Genomic DNA, 13,422 nt, shown 5'->3' with positions numbered 1-13,422 from the left:
GAACTTATTGAACCTGATTGAGCCGTTCGGCGATGAAGGCGACCAGTTGCCGGGCGATCTTGCCCTTGCTGGTCTGCGCGAAGAGGGTCTGGTGCTGCTGGCGGTCGATTACGGTCAGGGCGTTTTCCTCGCTGTTGAAGCCGATGCTGGGGTTGGCCACATCATTGGCGACGATCAGGTCGAGGTTCTTGTCCTTGAGCTTGCGCGTTGCGTAATCGAGCAGGTGCTCGGTCTCGGCTGCGAAACCGACGCTGAACGGGCGGTCGGCACGGCCAGCGAGGGTGGCAAGGATATCCGGATTGCGCACCATCTGCAGCAGCATGCCGTCGCCGGTCGTAGGGTCTTTCTTGAGCTTTTGCGGGGCGACCACCTCGGGACGGTAGTCCGCGACTGCTGCCGAGGCGATGAACAGGTCGCACGGCATGGCTGCTTCACAGGCCGCGAGCATGTCCCGCGCGCTCACCACGTCGATGCGGTTGACCCGGTCGGGGGTCTGCAGGTGCACGGGGCCGGTGACGAGGGTCACCCGGGCCCCGGCTTCGGCGGCCGCTTCGGCCAGGGCAAAGCCCATCTTCCCGGAACTATGATTGGTGATGTAGCGCACCGGATCGATGTTTTCCTGGGTCGGGCCGGCGGTGATCAGCACGTGCTTGCCGGTCAGGGCCTGGCGCTTGAAGCTCTCGGCCGCGCACCAGGCAAGGTCGGTGGCTTCGAGCATGCGGCCCAGGCCGACGTCGCCACAGGCCTGGCTGCCGGAGGCCGGGCCGAATACCTGGATGCCACGGCGCTTGAGCAGCTCGAGGTTGTCCTGGGTGGCCGGGTCGCGCCACATGGCCTGGTTCATGGCCGGGGCGACGGCGACGGTGGCGTCGGTGGCCAGCACCAGTGTGGTCAGCAGGTCATCGGCCATGCCCTGGGCCATGCGCGCCATCAGGTCGGCGGTGGCCGGGGCGATCAGCACCAGGTCGGCCCACTTGGCCAGTTCGATATGACCCATGGCAGCCTCGGCGGCAGGGTCGAGCAGGTCCATGTGCACCGGGTGGCCGGAGAGCGCCTGCAGGGTCAGCGGAGTGATGAACTCGGCGCCGCCGCGGGTCATGACGACACGCACCTGCGCGCCGTGTTCCAGGAGTCGGCGAATCAGCTCGGCGCTCTTGTAGGCGGCAATGCCGCCACCCACGCCGAGAACGATGCGCTTGCGATACAGCCGCTGCATAGGCTTGCCTTTTTCCAGTGAAAGCGGGCGGCGACGTTTGAAATTGCCTGCGGCAGAACGTCGCATTTAACGAGGCGAAATAGATTAACACAGGGCTTGAAGGCGCCGCAGTACAACGCAAGGAGGGGTATGAACATCAGGGAATGGCCGCTGGACGAGCGGCCGAGAGAGAAGTTGCTGGCGCGTGGGGCGCAGGTGCTGTCGGATGGGGAGTTGTTGGCAGTGCTGTTGGGCTCGGGCGTTGCCGGGCGCAACGTGGTCGACCTGGCGCGCAGCCTGCTCAAGCGCTTTGGCGGGTTGCGGGTGTTTCTCGAGGCCGACCGCGCCGCGCTGCTGCGCGAGCCTGGCATCGGGCCGGTGAAGTACGCGCAATTGCAGGCACTGCTGGAGATCGGACGACGCTACCTGGACGAAACCATCGAACGCGCGCCGGCGCTGGAAAGCCCTGCTGCGGTGCGGCGCTACCTGAAGTCGATGCTGCGCCATGAGCGCTGCGAGGTGTTCGGCTGCCTGTTCCTGGACACCCGGCACCGGCCCTCGGCGTTCGAGATCCTGTTTCGCGGCACGATAGACCGGGCAAGCATCTATCCGCGTGAGGTTGTGCGCCGGTCGCTGCTGCATAACGCGGCGGCGTTGATCATCTGTCACAACCACCCGTCGGGCAACAGCGCGCCGAGCCAGGACGATGTCCACCTGACGCGCACGTTGAAGCAGGCGCTGGCGCTGATCGACGTGCGTGTGCTCGATCACGTGATCGTCGGCGATGGCGAGCCGTTGTCGATGGTGGAGCAGGGTTGGATCGGGGCGTAGTGGAGGCAGTGCCGGCCTATTCGCGGGTAAGTCGCAGCGGCGAAAAGGCCGGCACCGAATGCCAGTCAGCGCTCCACCGACACCTTGCTGAAGTCCACCCGCCCGAACGGGCTGACCTGATAGCCCTCGACGCCCTTGCTCAGCAGGGTCGAGGCGGTCGGGTGGGCCAGCGGCAGCCACAGCGCCTGTTGTTGGATCAGCGTCTGCGCCTGCTGGTACAGACGGCTGCGCACGCTCTGGTCGTTGGTGGTGCGTCCGGCGTTGATCAACTGGTCGAGACGGCTGTCGCAGAAACGCGCGAAGTTGGTCCCGGACTTGACCGCCGCGCACGAGAATTGCGGGCTGAGGAAGTTGTCCGGGTCGCCGTTGTCGCCCGCCCAGCCCATGAACAGCAGGTCATGTTCACCGGCCTTGGCCCGGCGGATCAGCTCGCCCCATTCGATCACACGGATCTCGGCTTTGATGCCGACTTTCGCCAGGTCGGCCTGGAGCATTTGTGCGCCGAGGCTAGGGTTGGGGTTGAGCAGGCTGCCCGACGGCCGGGTCCAGATCGTGGTGCTGAAGCCGTCGGCCAGGCCGGCCTTGGTCAGCAACGCCTTGGCCTTCTTCAGGTCCAGCGCGTAGCCGGGCAGGTCCTTGGCGTAACTCCAGGTATTGGGCGGGTAGGGGCCGTTGGCGGCGATGGCGGTGTCATCGAACACGGCCTTGAGGTAGGCCGGTTTGTCGAAGGCGAGGTTGATCGCCTGGCGCACTTCGGGTTTGTCCAGCGGCGGGTGCTCGCTGTTGATGGCCACGAAGGCGGTCATGAAGGCCGGGGTGGAGGCTACCTTCAGCTTGTCGTTCTTCGCGGCTTCGGCGATGTCCAGCGGCTTGGGCGACAGGGCTACCTGGCATTCGTTGCGCTTGAGCTTCTGCAGGCGCACGTTCGGGTCGGTGGTGATGGCGAACACCAGCGGGTCGACCGCAGGCTTGCCGCCGAAGTAGTCGGGGTTGGCGCGATAACGCACCAAGGCGTCCTTCTGGAAGCGCTGGAAGACGAACGGGCCGGTGCCGATGGGCTGGCTATTGAGCTTCTCGGGCGTGCCGGCCTTGAGCAGCTTGTCGGCATACTCGGCCGAGTAGATCGAGGCGAAGCCCATGCTCAGGGTGGCCAGGAAGGTCGCGTCCGGATGGGTGAGGGTAAAGCGCACGCTCTGTGGATCGGGCGCCTCGATCGACTTGATCAGGTTGCCCAACTGCAGCGACTGGGCGTGCGGATAACCGCCGGGTGCGGTCTTGTGCCAGGCATGGGCGGGGTAGAGCATGCGCTGGAAGCTGAACAACACGTCGTCGGCGTCCAGTTCGCGGGTCGGCTTGAAGTAGTCGGTGCTGTGGAATTTCACGCCGCCGCGCAACGTGAAGTCATAGACCAGGCCGTCTTTGGAGACCGTCCAGCTTTGTGCAAGGCTCGGCACCACCTTGCCCTGGGCCGCGTCGAACTCGACCAGGCGGTTCATCAGCACGTCGGCCGAGGCGTTGGTAGTGGTCAGCGAGTTGTACTGAACCACGTCGAAACCTTCCGGGCTGGCCTCGGTGCACACCGACAGCGGAGCTGCCTGGGCGATGCCTGCGGCGAGCAGGGAAGTGAATAGAACGGAAAGGGCGGCGACGCGCATGGTGGATCCTCGGCTGGTCAGGGGCCCATCTGCCAGTGCAGTCTGGAGGCGGAAACGTCCTACCCTAGTGCGCCAGTCGGGAAATGACCACCTGATTTTTATGCTGCGCGGCGACGAGCGGTCGACAGTGCGCGGGCCTTGTCGCTATGCTGGCCGGGCGCGATCGGCCCGATCGGAATGTGCATCTTCTGTTGTTGTGGCCGACCCTTTCTGGTATAAAGCAGCGCTCTTTTCTAGGGGCTCGGCCTGTCGCTCATTTGAGCCGGTTCGATAAGACCCCCGGAAACACGGCGCCTTGGCGCCATAGACTGAGAGATTAAGCGGCCAACCCATGCCGGGTTGGGCATGTGGTTTTAGAGGGCTGAGGCATGTCGAGAGTCTGTCAAGTTACCGGTAAGGGTCCGGTAACCGGGAACAACATTTCCCACGCAAACAACAAAACCCGTCGTCGTTTCCTGCCGAACCTGCAGCACCACCGTTTCTGGGTTGAATCCGAGAATCGTTTCGTGCGTCTGCGCGTTTCCGCCAAAGGCATGCGTATCATCGACAAGCGCGGCATCGATGCCGTTCTGGTCGACATCCGTAAAGCTGGCGCCAAGGTTTAAGGGAGAACATCATGCGTGAATTGATCCGTCTGGTTTCGAGTGCCGGTACCGGCCACTTCTACACCACCGACAAGAACAAGCGCACCACTCCGGACAAGATCGAGATCAAGAAATACGATCCGGTCGTCCGCAAGCACGTGGTGTACAAGGAAGCCAAGATCAAGTAATTGATCCGGCAACCAAAAAAACCCGCAACCGAAAGGAAGCGGGTTTTTTTATTGCTGCCTTTTCAGGCGTAGCTTACGCGCCACAGGGTTCAGTAGTTGCGCAGGCCGCTTATGATGCCTTCGTCGTCTACATCGATCCTGACCTGGTCGGACCTGTAGTCCCGCAGGTCTGCGGCGCCGGTAACAATCCGAACTGCACTCAGGCCCGTCAGCTCGAGAATGTAGGCGCCCACGCTTTCAACGTAGCGCGAACCGATGACGTGGCGTGCAGGGGCGAGGATGTCGGTAGTCATATGCTGTTCCTTGTCGACTGTCCGGAAATGGACGCTGCCATCGTTGCAGCCTCCCGTTCGACGGATGCGGTACTTAATCCTCGCAAGCCCCGTTACTTCTGCTCGAACATCACGTAGATCTTGCGGCACGCTTCCAGAACCTCCCAGGTGCCCTTGAAGCCGGCCGGGATGACGAAGCGGTCACCGGCCCGCAGGGTCTTGGCGCCGCCGTCCTGGTCGCGCAGGACCGATACGCCCTGGACGATCTCGCAATACTCGTGCTCGGTGTAGTTCACCGTCCACTGGCCGACCTCACCCTCCCAGACGCCCGCGGCGAACTGCCCGCAGGGGCTCGAATAGTGGTTGTAAACCGCCTGGTCCGGCTCGCCCTTGAGGATTTTCTCGGCCGCCGGGCGATAGCGCTCGGCTTCGGTAAGGACCTGGGCGAAGTCGATGATGCTGTCGATGCTCATGCTGGATACCCTGTTGTTGTTTAATAAAATGCACATCAGTAGGCTTTTAAGCCATTCGTGTCAAATATATTGATAGTTTAACCGGCCTGGTTTAGGGTGTCGGATGCCCGTGTGCGCTTGTCGCCCGGCCAGAATTTCTGACAGTGCCCGTGAGTCCTCAATACGGGGCTGCACCTTAACAAGAGGAGGAGTTTCGTATGACCACCCTGACTCGTGCGGATTGGGAACAGCGTGCCCAGCAACTGAAGATCGAAGGCCGCGCCTTCATCAACGGCGAATACACCGACGCCGCCTCCGGCGAAACCTTCGAGTGCCTGAGCCCAGTCGACGGACGTTTCCTGGCCAAGGTTGCCAGTTGTGACCTGGCCGACGCCAACCGCGCCGTGGAAAACGCTCGCGCCACCTTCGACTCTGGCGTCTGGTCGCAACTGGCTCCTGCCAAGCGCAAGGCCAAGCTGATCCGCTTCGCCGACCTGCTGCGCAAGCATGTCGAGGAACTGGCGCTGCTGGAAACCCTGGACATGGGCAAGCCGATCGGTGACTCCTCCACCATCGATATCCCGGGCGCTGCCCAGGCCATTCACTGGACTGCCGAAGCCATCGACAAGGTCTACGACGAGGTCGCACCGACCCCGCACGACCAACTGGGCCTGGTGACCCGTGAGCCGGTAGGTGTCGTGGGTGCCATCGTTCCATGGAACTTCCCGCTGTTGATGGCCTGCTGGAAACTCGGCCCGGCGCTGGCCACCGGCAACTCGGTGGTGCTCAAGCCTTCCGAGAAATCCCCGCTGACCGCCATCCGTATCGCCCAACTGGCCATCGAGGCCGGCATCCCGGCAGGCGTGCTGAACGTGCTGCCTGGCTATGGTCACACCGTCGGCAAGGCCCTGGCCCTGCACATGGATGTCGATACCCTGGTGTTCACCGGTTCTACCAAGATCGCCAAGCAACTGATGGTGTACGCGGGCGAATCGAACATGAAGCGCATCTGGCTGGAGGCCGGTGGCAAGAGCCCGAACATCGTCTTCGCCGACGCCCCTGACCTGCAGGCCGCCGCCGAAGCCGCTGCCAGCGCCATCGCCTTCAACCAGGGCGAGGTCTGCACCGCTGGCTCGCGTCTGCTGGTCGAGCGCTCGATCAAGGACAAGTTCCTGCCGCTGGTGGTCGAGGCCCTCAAGGCCTGGAAGCCCGGCAACCCACTGGATCCGGCCACCACGGTCGGTGCGCTGGTCGATACTCAGCAGATGAACACCGTGCTGTCGTACATCGACGCCGGTCATCAGGACGGCGCCAAACTGCTGGCCGGTGGCAAACGCATCCTCGAAGAGACCGGCGGCACCTACGTCGAGCCGACCATCTTCGACGGCGTGACCAACGCCATGAAGATCGCCCAGGAAGAAATCTTCGGCCCGGTGCTGTCGGTGATCGCCTTCGACACTGCCGAAGAGGCCATCGCCATCGCCAACGATACCCCGTATGGCCTGGCAGCTGGCATCTGGACCGCCGATATCTCCAAGGCGCACAAGACTGCCCGCGCCGTGCGTGCTGGCAGCGTGTGGGTCAACCAGTACGACGGCGGCGACATGACCGCACCGTTCGGCGGCTTCAAGCAGTCGGGCAACGGCCGTGACAAGTCGCTGCATGCACTGGAGAAGTACACCGAGCTGAAGGCGACCTGGATCAAGCTGTAATCCGGTAGTCTTCTTCGCGGGCAAGCCCGCTCCCACAGGCCCAGCGCCGTCCTTGCGAGCGGCGGCGTACCTGTGGGAGCGGGCTTGCCCGCGAATGGGCCTGAACAAATTTACCTGGGGGTCTGCAATGCGTTGGGGAACCTACTTTGCCGTGCTGGCGTCGGTGCTCAGTGTCGGGCTTGCGCTCGGCGTGAGCATGCCGCTGGTATCCCTGCGCCTGGAAGGCTGGGGCTACGGCGGGTTCGCCATTGGCGTGATGGCGGCGATGCCGGCAATCGGCGTACTGCTCGGCGCGAGCCTGGCCAGTCGCCTGGCGGGTTGGGTCGGCGTGCCATCGGCGATGCGCCTGTGTCTGTGGGGCGGTGCGTTGTCAATTGTGTTGGTGGCGGTGTTGCCCAGCTATCCGCTGTGGCTGGCGCTACGCCTGCTGATCGGCATGTCACTGACGGTGGTGTTCATCCTAGGCGAAAGCTGGATCAACCAGTTGGTGGTCGAGCAGTGGCGTGGGCGACTGGTGGCGCTGTATGGCAGCAGCTATGCCCTGAGCCAGCTGGCCGGGCCGCTGGTGCTGGGCTTTCTCGGCTCGGAAGATGATTTCGGTTTCTGGGCCGCCAGCGGCCTGCTGTTGCTCGCACCCTTGCTCCTGCTAGGCCGCGGTGGTGCGCCGTCGACCGAGGCGTGCAGCGTGACCTTCAGCGACTTGTTCGCCTTCTGTCGACGCTTGCCGGTCATTGCCTGGGCCATTGCGTTGTTCGCGGCATTCGAGGCGATGATTCTGACGCTTCTGCCGGTGTATGTGTTGCAGCAGGGCTTCACCGCCGAAGTGGCGTTGTTCATGGTCAGCACCGTGGTGGTCGGCGATGCCGTGCTGCAGTTGCCAATTGGCGCCCTGGCCGATCGCATGTCCCGGCAAGCCTTGTTCAGTGGCTGTGCGGTGAGTCTGCTGGGTTCGAGCCTGGCGATTCCGCTGCTGTTGCACACCCCGGCGGTGTGGCCGCTGTGGGTACTGTTCGGTGCGAGCGCGGGGGGCTTGTTCACCCTGTCGCTGATCCTGATCGGCGAGCGTTATCGCGATGACGCATTGGTGCGTGCCAACGCCCATGTGGCGCAACTGTGGGGTATCGGTTGTTTGCTCGGGCCGTTGCTGGCCGGGGCAGGGAGCCAGTGGGTCAGTGGACATGCCTTGCTGTTCCTGATGGCTGCAGGGGCTGCAGGGCTGGTGCTGCTGACCCGGCGTCCCGGTGCGTTCGAGCCCGCCTCCGCCTGAAATAGCCGGGCCGCACTAGCGCGGCCCGTCCGCTAGAGCATCTTCTCCAAACCCACCGCCTTGGCCACCCAGGCATTGAACCGGCGCCATATTCCGCCCGGCTCAGCGGTCAGGGTATGCACCTGGCCATTGTCCTCGGTCACCCAGACCATCTTCCCGTCCACCAGCTTCGGTTGATAGCTCAAGGCCGGCGCCATGCCCTGTTCGGCCAGCGCGCGGGTGTACTCGGCCAACTCGGGGCTGTCGACCATCACCCCGACCTCGGTGTTCCACAGCACCGAGCGGGGATCGAAGTTGAAGGAGCCAATGAAGGTCTTGCGCCGGTCGAAGACCATTGCCTTGCTGTGCAGGCTCGAGTCGGACTGGCCCTTGAAGCTGAGGACGCCGCGCGCGGCGCTCGGGTCGCCGGGCTGGCGACGCAGCTCGAACAGCTCCACGCCATGTTCGAGCAGGGCACGGCGATAGGGCGCATAGCCGCCGTGCACGGCCGGCACATCGGTGGCTTCGAGCGAGTTGGTCAGCAGCTTGACCGAGGTGCCGGCGTCGGCGCGGCTGGTGAGGTACAGCAGGCCTGGCTCGCCCGGCACGAAGTAGGCCGAGACGAGGATCAGCTCGCGGTGTACGTTCTTCAGGTCCGGCGCCAGTTGCTGGGTCATCAGCAATTGGGGGTCGGGCTCGCCGCGGGCCAGCACCTTGCTCGGCGCATCCCACAGCGCCTGGCTGTGTGCCCAGATCAGCTCGTTGCGCCAGATGTCCAGGCGTGGCGCGGTCTGATAGGCCATCAGTCGGTCGTACAGCGCCTTGCGCTGCACCCTGGCCTGCGCCAGCCAGGTTTCCAGGCGCTGGCGGCTAGCGCGCAGGTCGCTGGCGTCCGGCGTGCTCCACAGGAAGTCGCCGATCGGCCGACTCAGGGCGCTGTTCCAGTACTGGTCGAAGCTGTGCCCGAGTTGCTCGGCCACAGGCCCTACACCCAGCAGGTCGATGTCGGTGAAGTTCAGGTTGGGCTCGGCGTCGAAGTACTCGTCACCCAGGTTGCGGCCGCCGACGATGGCCATACTGTTGTCGACCAGGAACAGCTTGTTGTGCATGCGCCGGTGCTGCAGCGACAGGTTGAACAGCCGCCCCATGGCACGCGTCAGGCCAGTGCTGCGGCCCAGGTGCAGCGGGTTGAACACGCGGATCTGGATATGAGGGTGGGCGGCGAGGGTGCCGATCAGGCTGTCCAGGCCATCGCTGGTGGTGTCGTCGAGCAGGATGCGCACCCGCACGCCGCGGTCGGCGGCGCGCAGCAGCTCGTGCACCAGGGCGCGGGTGCTCAGGCCATCGTGGACGATGTAGTACTGCAGGTCGATGCTGGTCTGGGCGTTGCGAATCAGCTCGGCGCGGGCGCGAAAGGCTTCGTTGCTGTTCGGTAGCAGGCGAAAGCCGGAGCGCCCCTCATAGGGCGCGGCCTGACGCTGGACTGAGCGGCCGAACGCCGAGTCGTTGGCCGGCAGCGCCTGGCTCACGTCGCGAGGTGCATCGACGCTGGCGCAGCCGCTCAGGCCGAGCAGCAGCGCCAGCAGGAGGGGCAGAGCCCGCTGGAGTCTCAAAGGCGAATCGTCCTGTACGACAGGTCACTGGAAGGTTGGACCGTGCAAAGCGCTGCAAAGTTACCCGGCGTCACTGTCCTGCGCCAGTAGGCGATAGGCAGTTTCACCTACCTTGCGTACCGCCGCCTCGATTTCCGGGGTGGCGCGGGTGGCGAAATTCATGCGCAGACAGTGCCGGTACTTGCCCGACGCCGAAAAAATGCTGCCGACGGCGATCTGTACGCCCTGTTCCAGTAGCGCACGGTTGAGCCGCAGCGTGTCGAAGCTCTCGGGCAGTTCCACCCACAGCATGAAGCCACCCTGGGGCCGGCTGGCGCGGGTGCCGGGCGGGAAGTAGCGGGTCACCCAGTCGCTCATCTGGTCGCGGGCGCGCTGGTACTGCGCCCGGACTCGGCGCAGGTGCGGCTGATAGTGGCCTTCGGCGATGAAGTCGGCGATCGCCAACTGGGGCTGGCAGGCCGTGCTGCCGGTGCTGATGTACTTCATGTGCAGCACCCGCTCCAGATAACGCCCGGGCGCCACCCAGCCGACCCGCAGGCCTGGGGCCAGGGTCTTGGAAAACGAGCTGCAGAGCAGTACGCGGCCATCCTCGTCGAACGATTTGATGGTGCGTGGGCGTGGGTAGGTGTACGCCAGGTCGCCGTACACATCGTCTTCGAGGATTGCCACGTCGTAGCGCTGGGCCAGGGTCAGCAGGGCCTTCTTGCGCGCCTCGGGCATGATGTAGCCCAGCGGGTTGTTGCAACTGGGGGTGATCTGGATGAGCTTGATCGGCCATTGCTCCAGCGCCAGTTCCAGCGCCTCCAGGCTGATGCCGGTGGTCGGGTCCGTGGGGATCTCCAGCGCCTTCATGCCCAGGCCCTTGAGCGTCTGCATGGCGCCGTGGAAGCTGGGCGAATCCACCGCGACGATGTCGCCCGGCTCGCACACTGCGCGGATGCTGGTCGACAGCGCTTCGTGACAACCGGTGGTCACCACCAGGTCGCCTGGCCCGAGGTTGCAACCTGAGTCGAGCGTCAGGCGGGCGATCTGTTCACGCAGGGCTTCGTTGCCGTGGATGTTGTCGTAGTACAGCCCTGGCATGTCCAGGCGCCGGCTGAGCTGGGCAAGGCTGCGCAGCAGGGGCTTGAGCGTCGGGCTCTCGATGTCGGGCATGCCGCGGCCGAGCTGGATCACGTCGGGGTGAGGGCTGGCACGTACCAATTCGAGCACTTGTTCCCACTGGGAAATATCCACAGGGCGTTGGGCGGGGCGGCTGATGGCGGGCAGGGCCGGCAGGCTGCGATTTTCCGTGACGAAGTAGCCGGACTTGGGGCGCGGAGCCACCAGGCCGTTGTCCTCCAGCTGGCGATAGGCCTGCTGTACGGTGCTCAGGCTGACGCCGTGTTCCAGGCTCAATGAGCGCACCGACGGCAGCCGTTCGCCGGGACGATACAGGCCTTGTTCGATCCGGGCACCGAGCAATTCGGCGAGGTTCATGTAGAGGGTCACGGCATACTCCTGCACACGTTGGGCAAGGTGAGCGATACAGATTGGCCAAAAATACGGCATTCAGCCGTCGTTGCGCCAATTCTGTATGGAAATAATAATCCTGTGTTGAATCTGTATCGTGCATGTCTGCCGAGCGCATGCTTTCTCCAGCTTTCGAGGCAATCAGGAGACATGGCAATGAACGGCTTGAGCGATGTACGGCTGCAACTGTTGGCGGAAGAACTGCGCGCAGGGCAGTGGCCCAAGGTTTCCAGTGCCCCTGTGGGCTTGGGTCGCCTGGGGCTGATGGTGCATCGCTGGCGCTCGCGCAGGGTGCTGCGCGAGTTGAGCGATCACCAGTTGCTGGATATCGGCATCAGCCGCCAGCAGGCTCGGGAGGAAGGGTGCAAGCCATTCTGGCGAGCGTGATCAGAGCAGCTCCTTGAGTCGGTACCAGAGCATCCCCAGCGCCAGCAGCGGCGAGCGCAGGTGCTTGCCGCCAGGGAAGGTCGCGTGCGGTACCTTGGCGAACAGGTCGAAGCGCCCCGCCTGCTGGCCGCTGATGGCCTCGCCCAGCAGGCGTCCGGCCAGGTGCGTGGCGTTCAGGCCGTGGCCGGAGTAGGCCTGGGCGTAATAGACGTTGGCATGGCTGGCCAGGCGCCCGACCTGCGGCAGGCGATTGGCGCCGATACCGATCATGCCGCCCCACTGGTAGTCGATGCGCACACCGGCCAGCTGCGGGAACACCTTGAGCATCTTCGGGCCCATGTAGGCGCCGATGTCCTTCGGGTCGCGCCCGGAGTAGTGGCAGGCGCCGCCGAACAGCAGGCGGTGGTCGGCGGACAGGCGGAAGTAATCCAGCGCCACGCGCTGGTCGCACACGGCCATGTTCTGTGGCAGCAACTGGCGGGCACGTGCTTCGCCCAGGGGTTCGGTGGCGATGATGTAGCTGCCGGCGGGCAGCACCTTGCCGCCCAGTTCGCGGTTGAGGTCGTTGTGGTAGGCGTTGGTGCACAGCACCAGCGTACTGGCGCGCACGCGGCCCCGCGCCGTGTGCACCTGGACTTGCGGGCCGTAGTCGATGCGGGTTACTGCCGAACCCTCGTGCAGCTTCACGCCCAGGCGCTCGGCGGCGGCCGCTTCGCCCAGGGCCAGGTTGAGTGGATGCAGGTGGCCCGAGCCCATGTCGACCAGGCCGCCGACGAAGCTGTCGGATCCGACCACGCTGCGGATCTCGGACGCGGGCACCACGCGGACCTCGTGGCGGTAGCCCAGGCTGCGCAGCTCTTCGGCATTTTCAGCGAAGCCGTCCAGCTCGGCGGGCTTGTATGCCAGGTCGCAGTAACCCCAGGTCAGGTCGCAGGCGATGGCGTGGCGCTCGATACGTTGACGCGCGATCTCCACGGCTTCCAGGCCCATCAGCTTGAGGCTGCGTACGCCATCCTCGCCGAGCACTGGCAGGAACTGCTCGACATCGTGGCCAACGCCACGGATCAACTGCCCGCCATTGCGACCGCTGGCGCCCCAGCCGATCTTGCGGGCTTCGAGCAGGATCACCGAGAAGCCGCGCTCGGCCAGCTCGATGGCGGTATTCAGGCCCGAGTAACCGCCGCCGACGATGCACACATCGGCGCTGTGCTCGCCTTCGAGGCTGGGGTAGTCCGGTTGCGGCGCGCTGCTGGCGGCATAGTAGGAGGCGGCGTGCTGCGCGCTGTGGATCATCTGGGGAGGCCCTGGAGTCGGTGCGAAGGGGGCGAGGATAAGCTGGGGTTTCGCGGTTGGGCAACCGGGCGAGGGCTTGTTCCGCGAATGGCCCTATAATCCTCACAAACCTCGACGACACACCGCCCATGCCCTGCAACCACAAGATCCAGTTCCTGCGCGAACTCATCCCGTCCTTCGAATGCGAGCCCGGCTGCCACGACTGCTGTGGCCCGGTTACCACATCCAGTGAAGAGATGGCTCGCCTGCCACGCAAGACCCAGGCCGAGCAGGATGCGGCGCTGGAGCGCCTGGACTGTGTTCACCTCGGCCCGCAAGGCTGCACCGTCTATGAAGAGCGCCCGCTGATCTGCCGCCTGTTCGGCACCACGCCGCGCATGGCCTGCCCCCGTGGTCGTGGTCCGCAGCAGCCGATCGAACCCGAGGCCGAGCGGCTGATCCATGGTTATATCGCCAGCACCCGCCAGGTGCTGGTCTGACGG

The 13,422-nt window shown here is 64.6% G+C and carries 14 protein-coding genes; 7 read left to right on the top strand and 7 right to left on the bottom strand.

Going from position 1 to position 13,422, the window contains the following annotated elements; translation table 11 throughout:
* Positions 1–4: 4 nt before the first annotated feature.
* Positions 5–1,216 carry a bifunctional phosphopantothenoylcysteine decarboxylase/phosphopantothenate--cysteine ligase CoaBC gene (coaBC, locus tag ACNFHO_RS09765; protein ID WP_054894122.1) on the bottom strand — a complete coding sequence of 404 codons (1,212 nt, stop codon included), beginning with the start codon at positions 1,214–1,216 and terminating at the stop codon, positions 5–7.
* 129 nt (positions 1,217–1,345) lie between these two features.
* Here coaBC and radC point away from each other — a divergent pair, with 129 nt between their 5' ends.
* The gene (radC, locus tag ACNFHO_RS09760) at positions 1,346–2,026 is read left to right on the top strand and encodes a RadC family protein (RefSeq protein ID WP_416766102.1); all 681 of its coding nucleotides are present in this window, start codon (positions 1,346–1,348) and stop codon (positions 2,024–2,026) included.
* 65 nt (positions 2,027–2,091) lie between these two features.
* Here the strand turns inward: radC and ACNFHO_RS09755 are convergent, their stop codons facing one another.
* Complete coding sequence (locus tag ACNFHO_RS09755) at positions 2,092–3,681, bottom strand: ABC transporter substrate-binding protein (RefSeq protein WP_416766100.1); 1,590 nt, start codon at positions 3,679–3,681, stop codon at positions 2,092–2,094.
* Positions 3,682–4,049: 368 nt separating this feature from the next.
* On the opposite strand from ACNFHO_RS09755, the gene rpmB reads away from it, so the two are divergent.
* A complete protein-coding gene (gene rpmB / locus ACNFHO_RS09750) occupies positions 4,050–4,286 on the top strand; it encodes a 50S ribosomal protein L28 (RefSeq protein ID WP_054894119.1) in 237 nt (78 codons plus the stop codon).
* An 11-nt stretch (positions 4,287–4,297) separates the two neighbouring features.
* On the top strand, positions 4,298–4,453 hold the full coding sequence (gene rpmG, locus ACNFHO_RS09745) for a 50S ribosomal protein L33 (RefSeq protein WP_003253507.1): 156 nt from the start codon (positions 4,298–4,300) through the stop codon (positions 4,451–4,453).
* A gap of 89 nt (positions 4,454–4,542) precedes the next feature.
* On the opposite strand, the gene ACNFHO_RS09740 is transcribed toward rpmG, so the two are convergent.
* Together ACNFHO_RS09740 and ACNFHO_RS09735 are read right to left on the bottom strand one after the other, a co-directional pair.
* A complete protein-coding gene (locus ACNFHO_RS09740) occupies positions 4,543–4,746 on the bottom strand; it encodes a hypothetical protein (protein ID WP_063542036.1) in 204 nt (67 codons plus the stop codon).
* Positions 4,747–4,838: 92 nt separating this feature from the next.
* Positions 4,839–5,198 carry a cupin domain-containing protein gene (locus ACNFHO_RS09735; RefSeq protein WP_054894117.1) on the bottom strand — a complete coding sequence of 120 codons (360 nt, stop codon included), beginning with the start codon at positions 5,196–5,198 and terminating at the stop codon, positions 4,839–4,841.
* Between the two features lie 197 nt (positions 5,199–5,395).
* On the opposite strand from ACNFHO_RS09735, the gene ACNFHO_RS09730 reads away from it, so the two are divergent.
* Entirely contained in the window at positions 5,396–6,889 is a 1,494-nt protein-coding gene (locus tag ACNFHO_RS09730) for an aldehyde dehydrogenase (protein ID WP_054894116.1), read from the top strand.
* Positions 6,890–7,016: 127 nt separating this feature from the next.
* Complete coding sequence (locus ACNFHO_RS09725; protein ID WP_065864722.1) at positions 7,017–8,156, top strand: MFS transporter; 1,140 nt, start codon at positions 7,017–7,019, stop codon at positions 8,154–8,156.
* A 32-nt stretch (positions 8,157–8,188) separates the two neighbouring features.
* On the opposite strand, the gene ACNFHO_RS09720 is transcribed toward ACNFHO_RS09725, so the two are convergent.
* Both ACNFHO_RS09720 and ACNFHO_RS09715 read right to left on the bottom strand, forming a co-directional pair.
* A complete protein-coding gene (locus ACNFHO_RS09720) occupies positions 8,189–9,748 on the bottom strand; it encodes a phospholipase D family protein (RefSeq protein ID WP_054894114.1) in 1,560 nt (519 codons plus the stop codon).
* A gap of 60 nt (positions 9,749–9,808) precedes the next feature.
* A complete protein-coding gene (locus ACNFHO_RS09715; RefSeq protein WP_172964799.1) occupies positions 9,809–11,239 on the bottom strand; it encodes a PLP-dependent aminotransferase family protein in 1,431 nt (476 codons plus the stop codon).
* Between the two features lie 177 nt (positions 11,240–11,416).
* Between ACNFHO_RS09715 and ACNFHO_RS09710 the strand changes: the two genes are divergently transcribed.
* Entirely contained in the window at positions 11,417–11,647 is a 231-nt protein-coding gene (locus ACNFHO_RS09710) for a DUF1127 domain-containing protein (protein ID WP_063542038.1), read from the top strand.
* Here ACNFHO_RS09710 and ACNFHO_RS09705 read toward each other — a convergent pair whose 3' ends face one another.
* On the bottom strand, positions 11,648–12,940 hold the full coding sequence (locus ACNFHO_RS09705; protein WP_054894111.1) for an NAD(P)/FAD-dependent oxidoreductase: 1,293 nt from the start codon (positions 12,938–12,940) through the stop codon (positions 11,648–11,650).
* A gap of 128 nt (positions 12,941–13,068) precedes the next feature.
* On the opposite strand from ACNFHO_RS09705, the gene ACNFHO_RS09700 reads away from it, so the two are divergent.
* Positions 13,069–13,419 (top strand): YkgJ family cysteine cluster protein, encoded by a 351-nt coding sequence (locus ACNFHO_RS09700; RefSeq protein WP_054894110.1) that lies wholly within the window; start codon positions 13,069–13,071, stop codon positions 13,417–13,419.
* The last annotated feature ends 3 nt before the right edge of the window (positions 13,420–13,422 follow it).

This window comes from Pseudomonas sp. NY15374 (genome assembly GCF_048068255.1).
Classification (GTDB): domain Bacteria; phylum Pseudomonadota; class Gammaproteobacteria; order Pseudomonadales; family Pseudomonadaceae; genus Aquipseudomonas; species Aquipseudomonas machongensis.
Note: the sequence above shows the minus strand (reverse complement) of the source record. Positions and strands in the feature narration are given on the sequence as shown.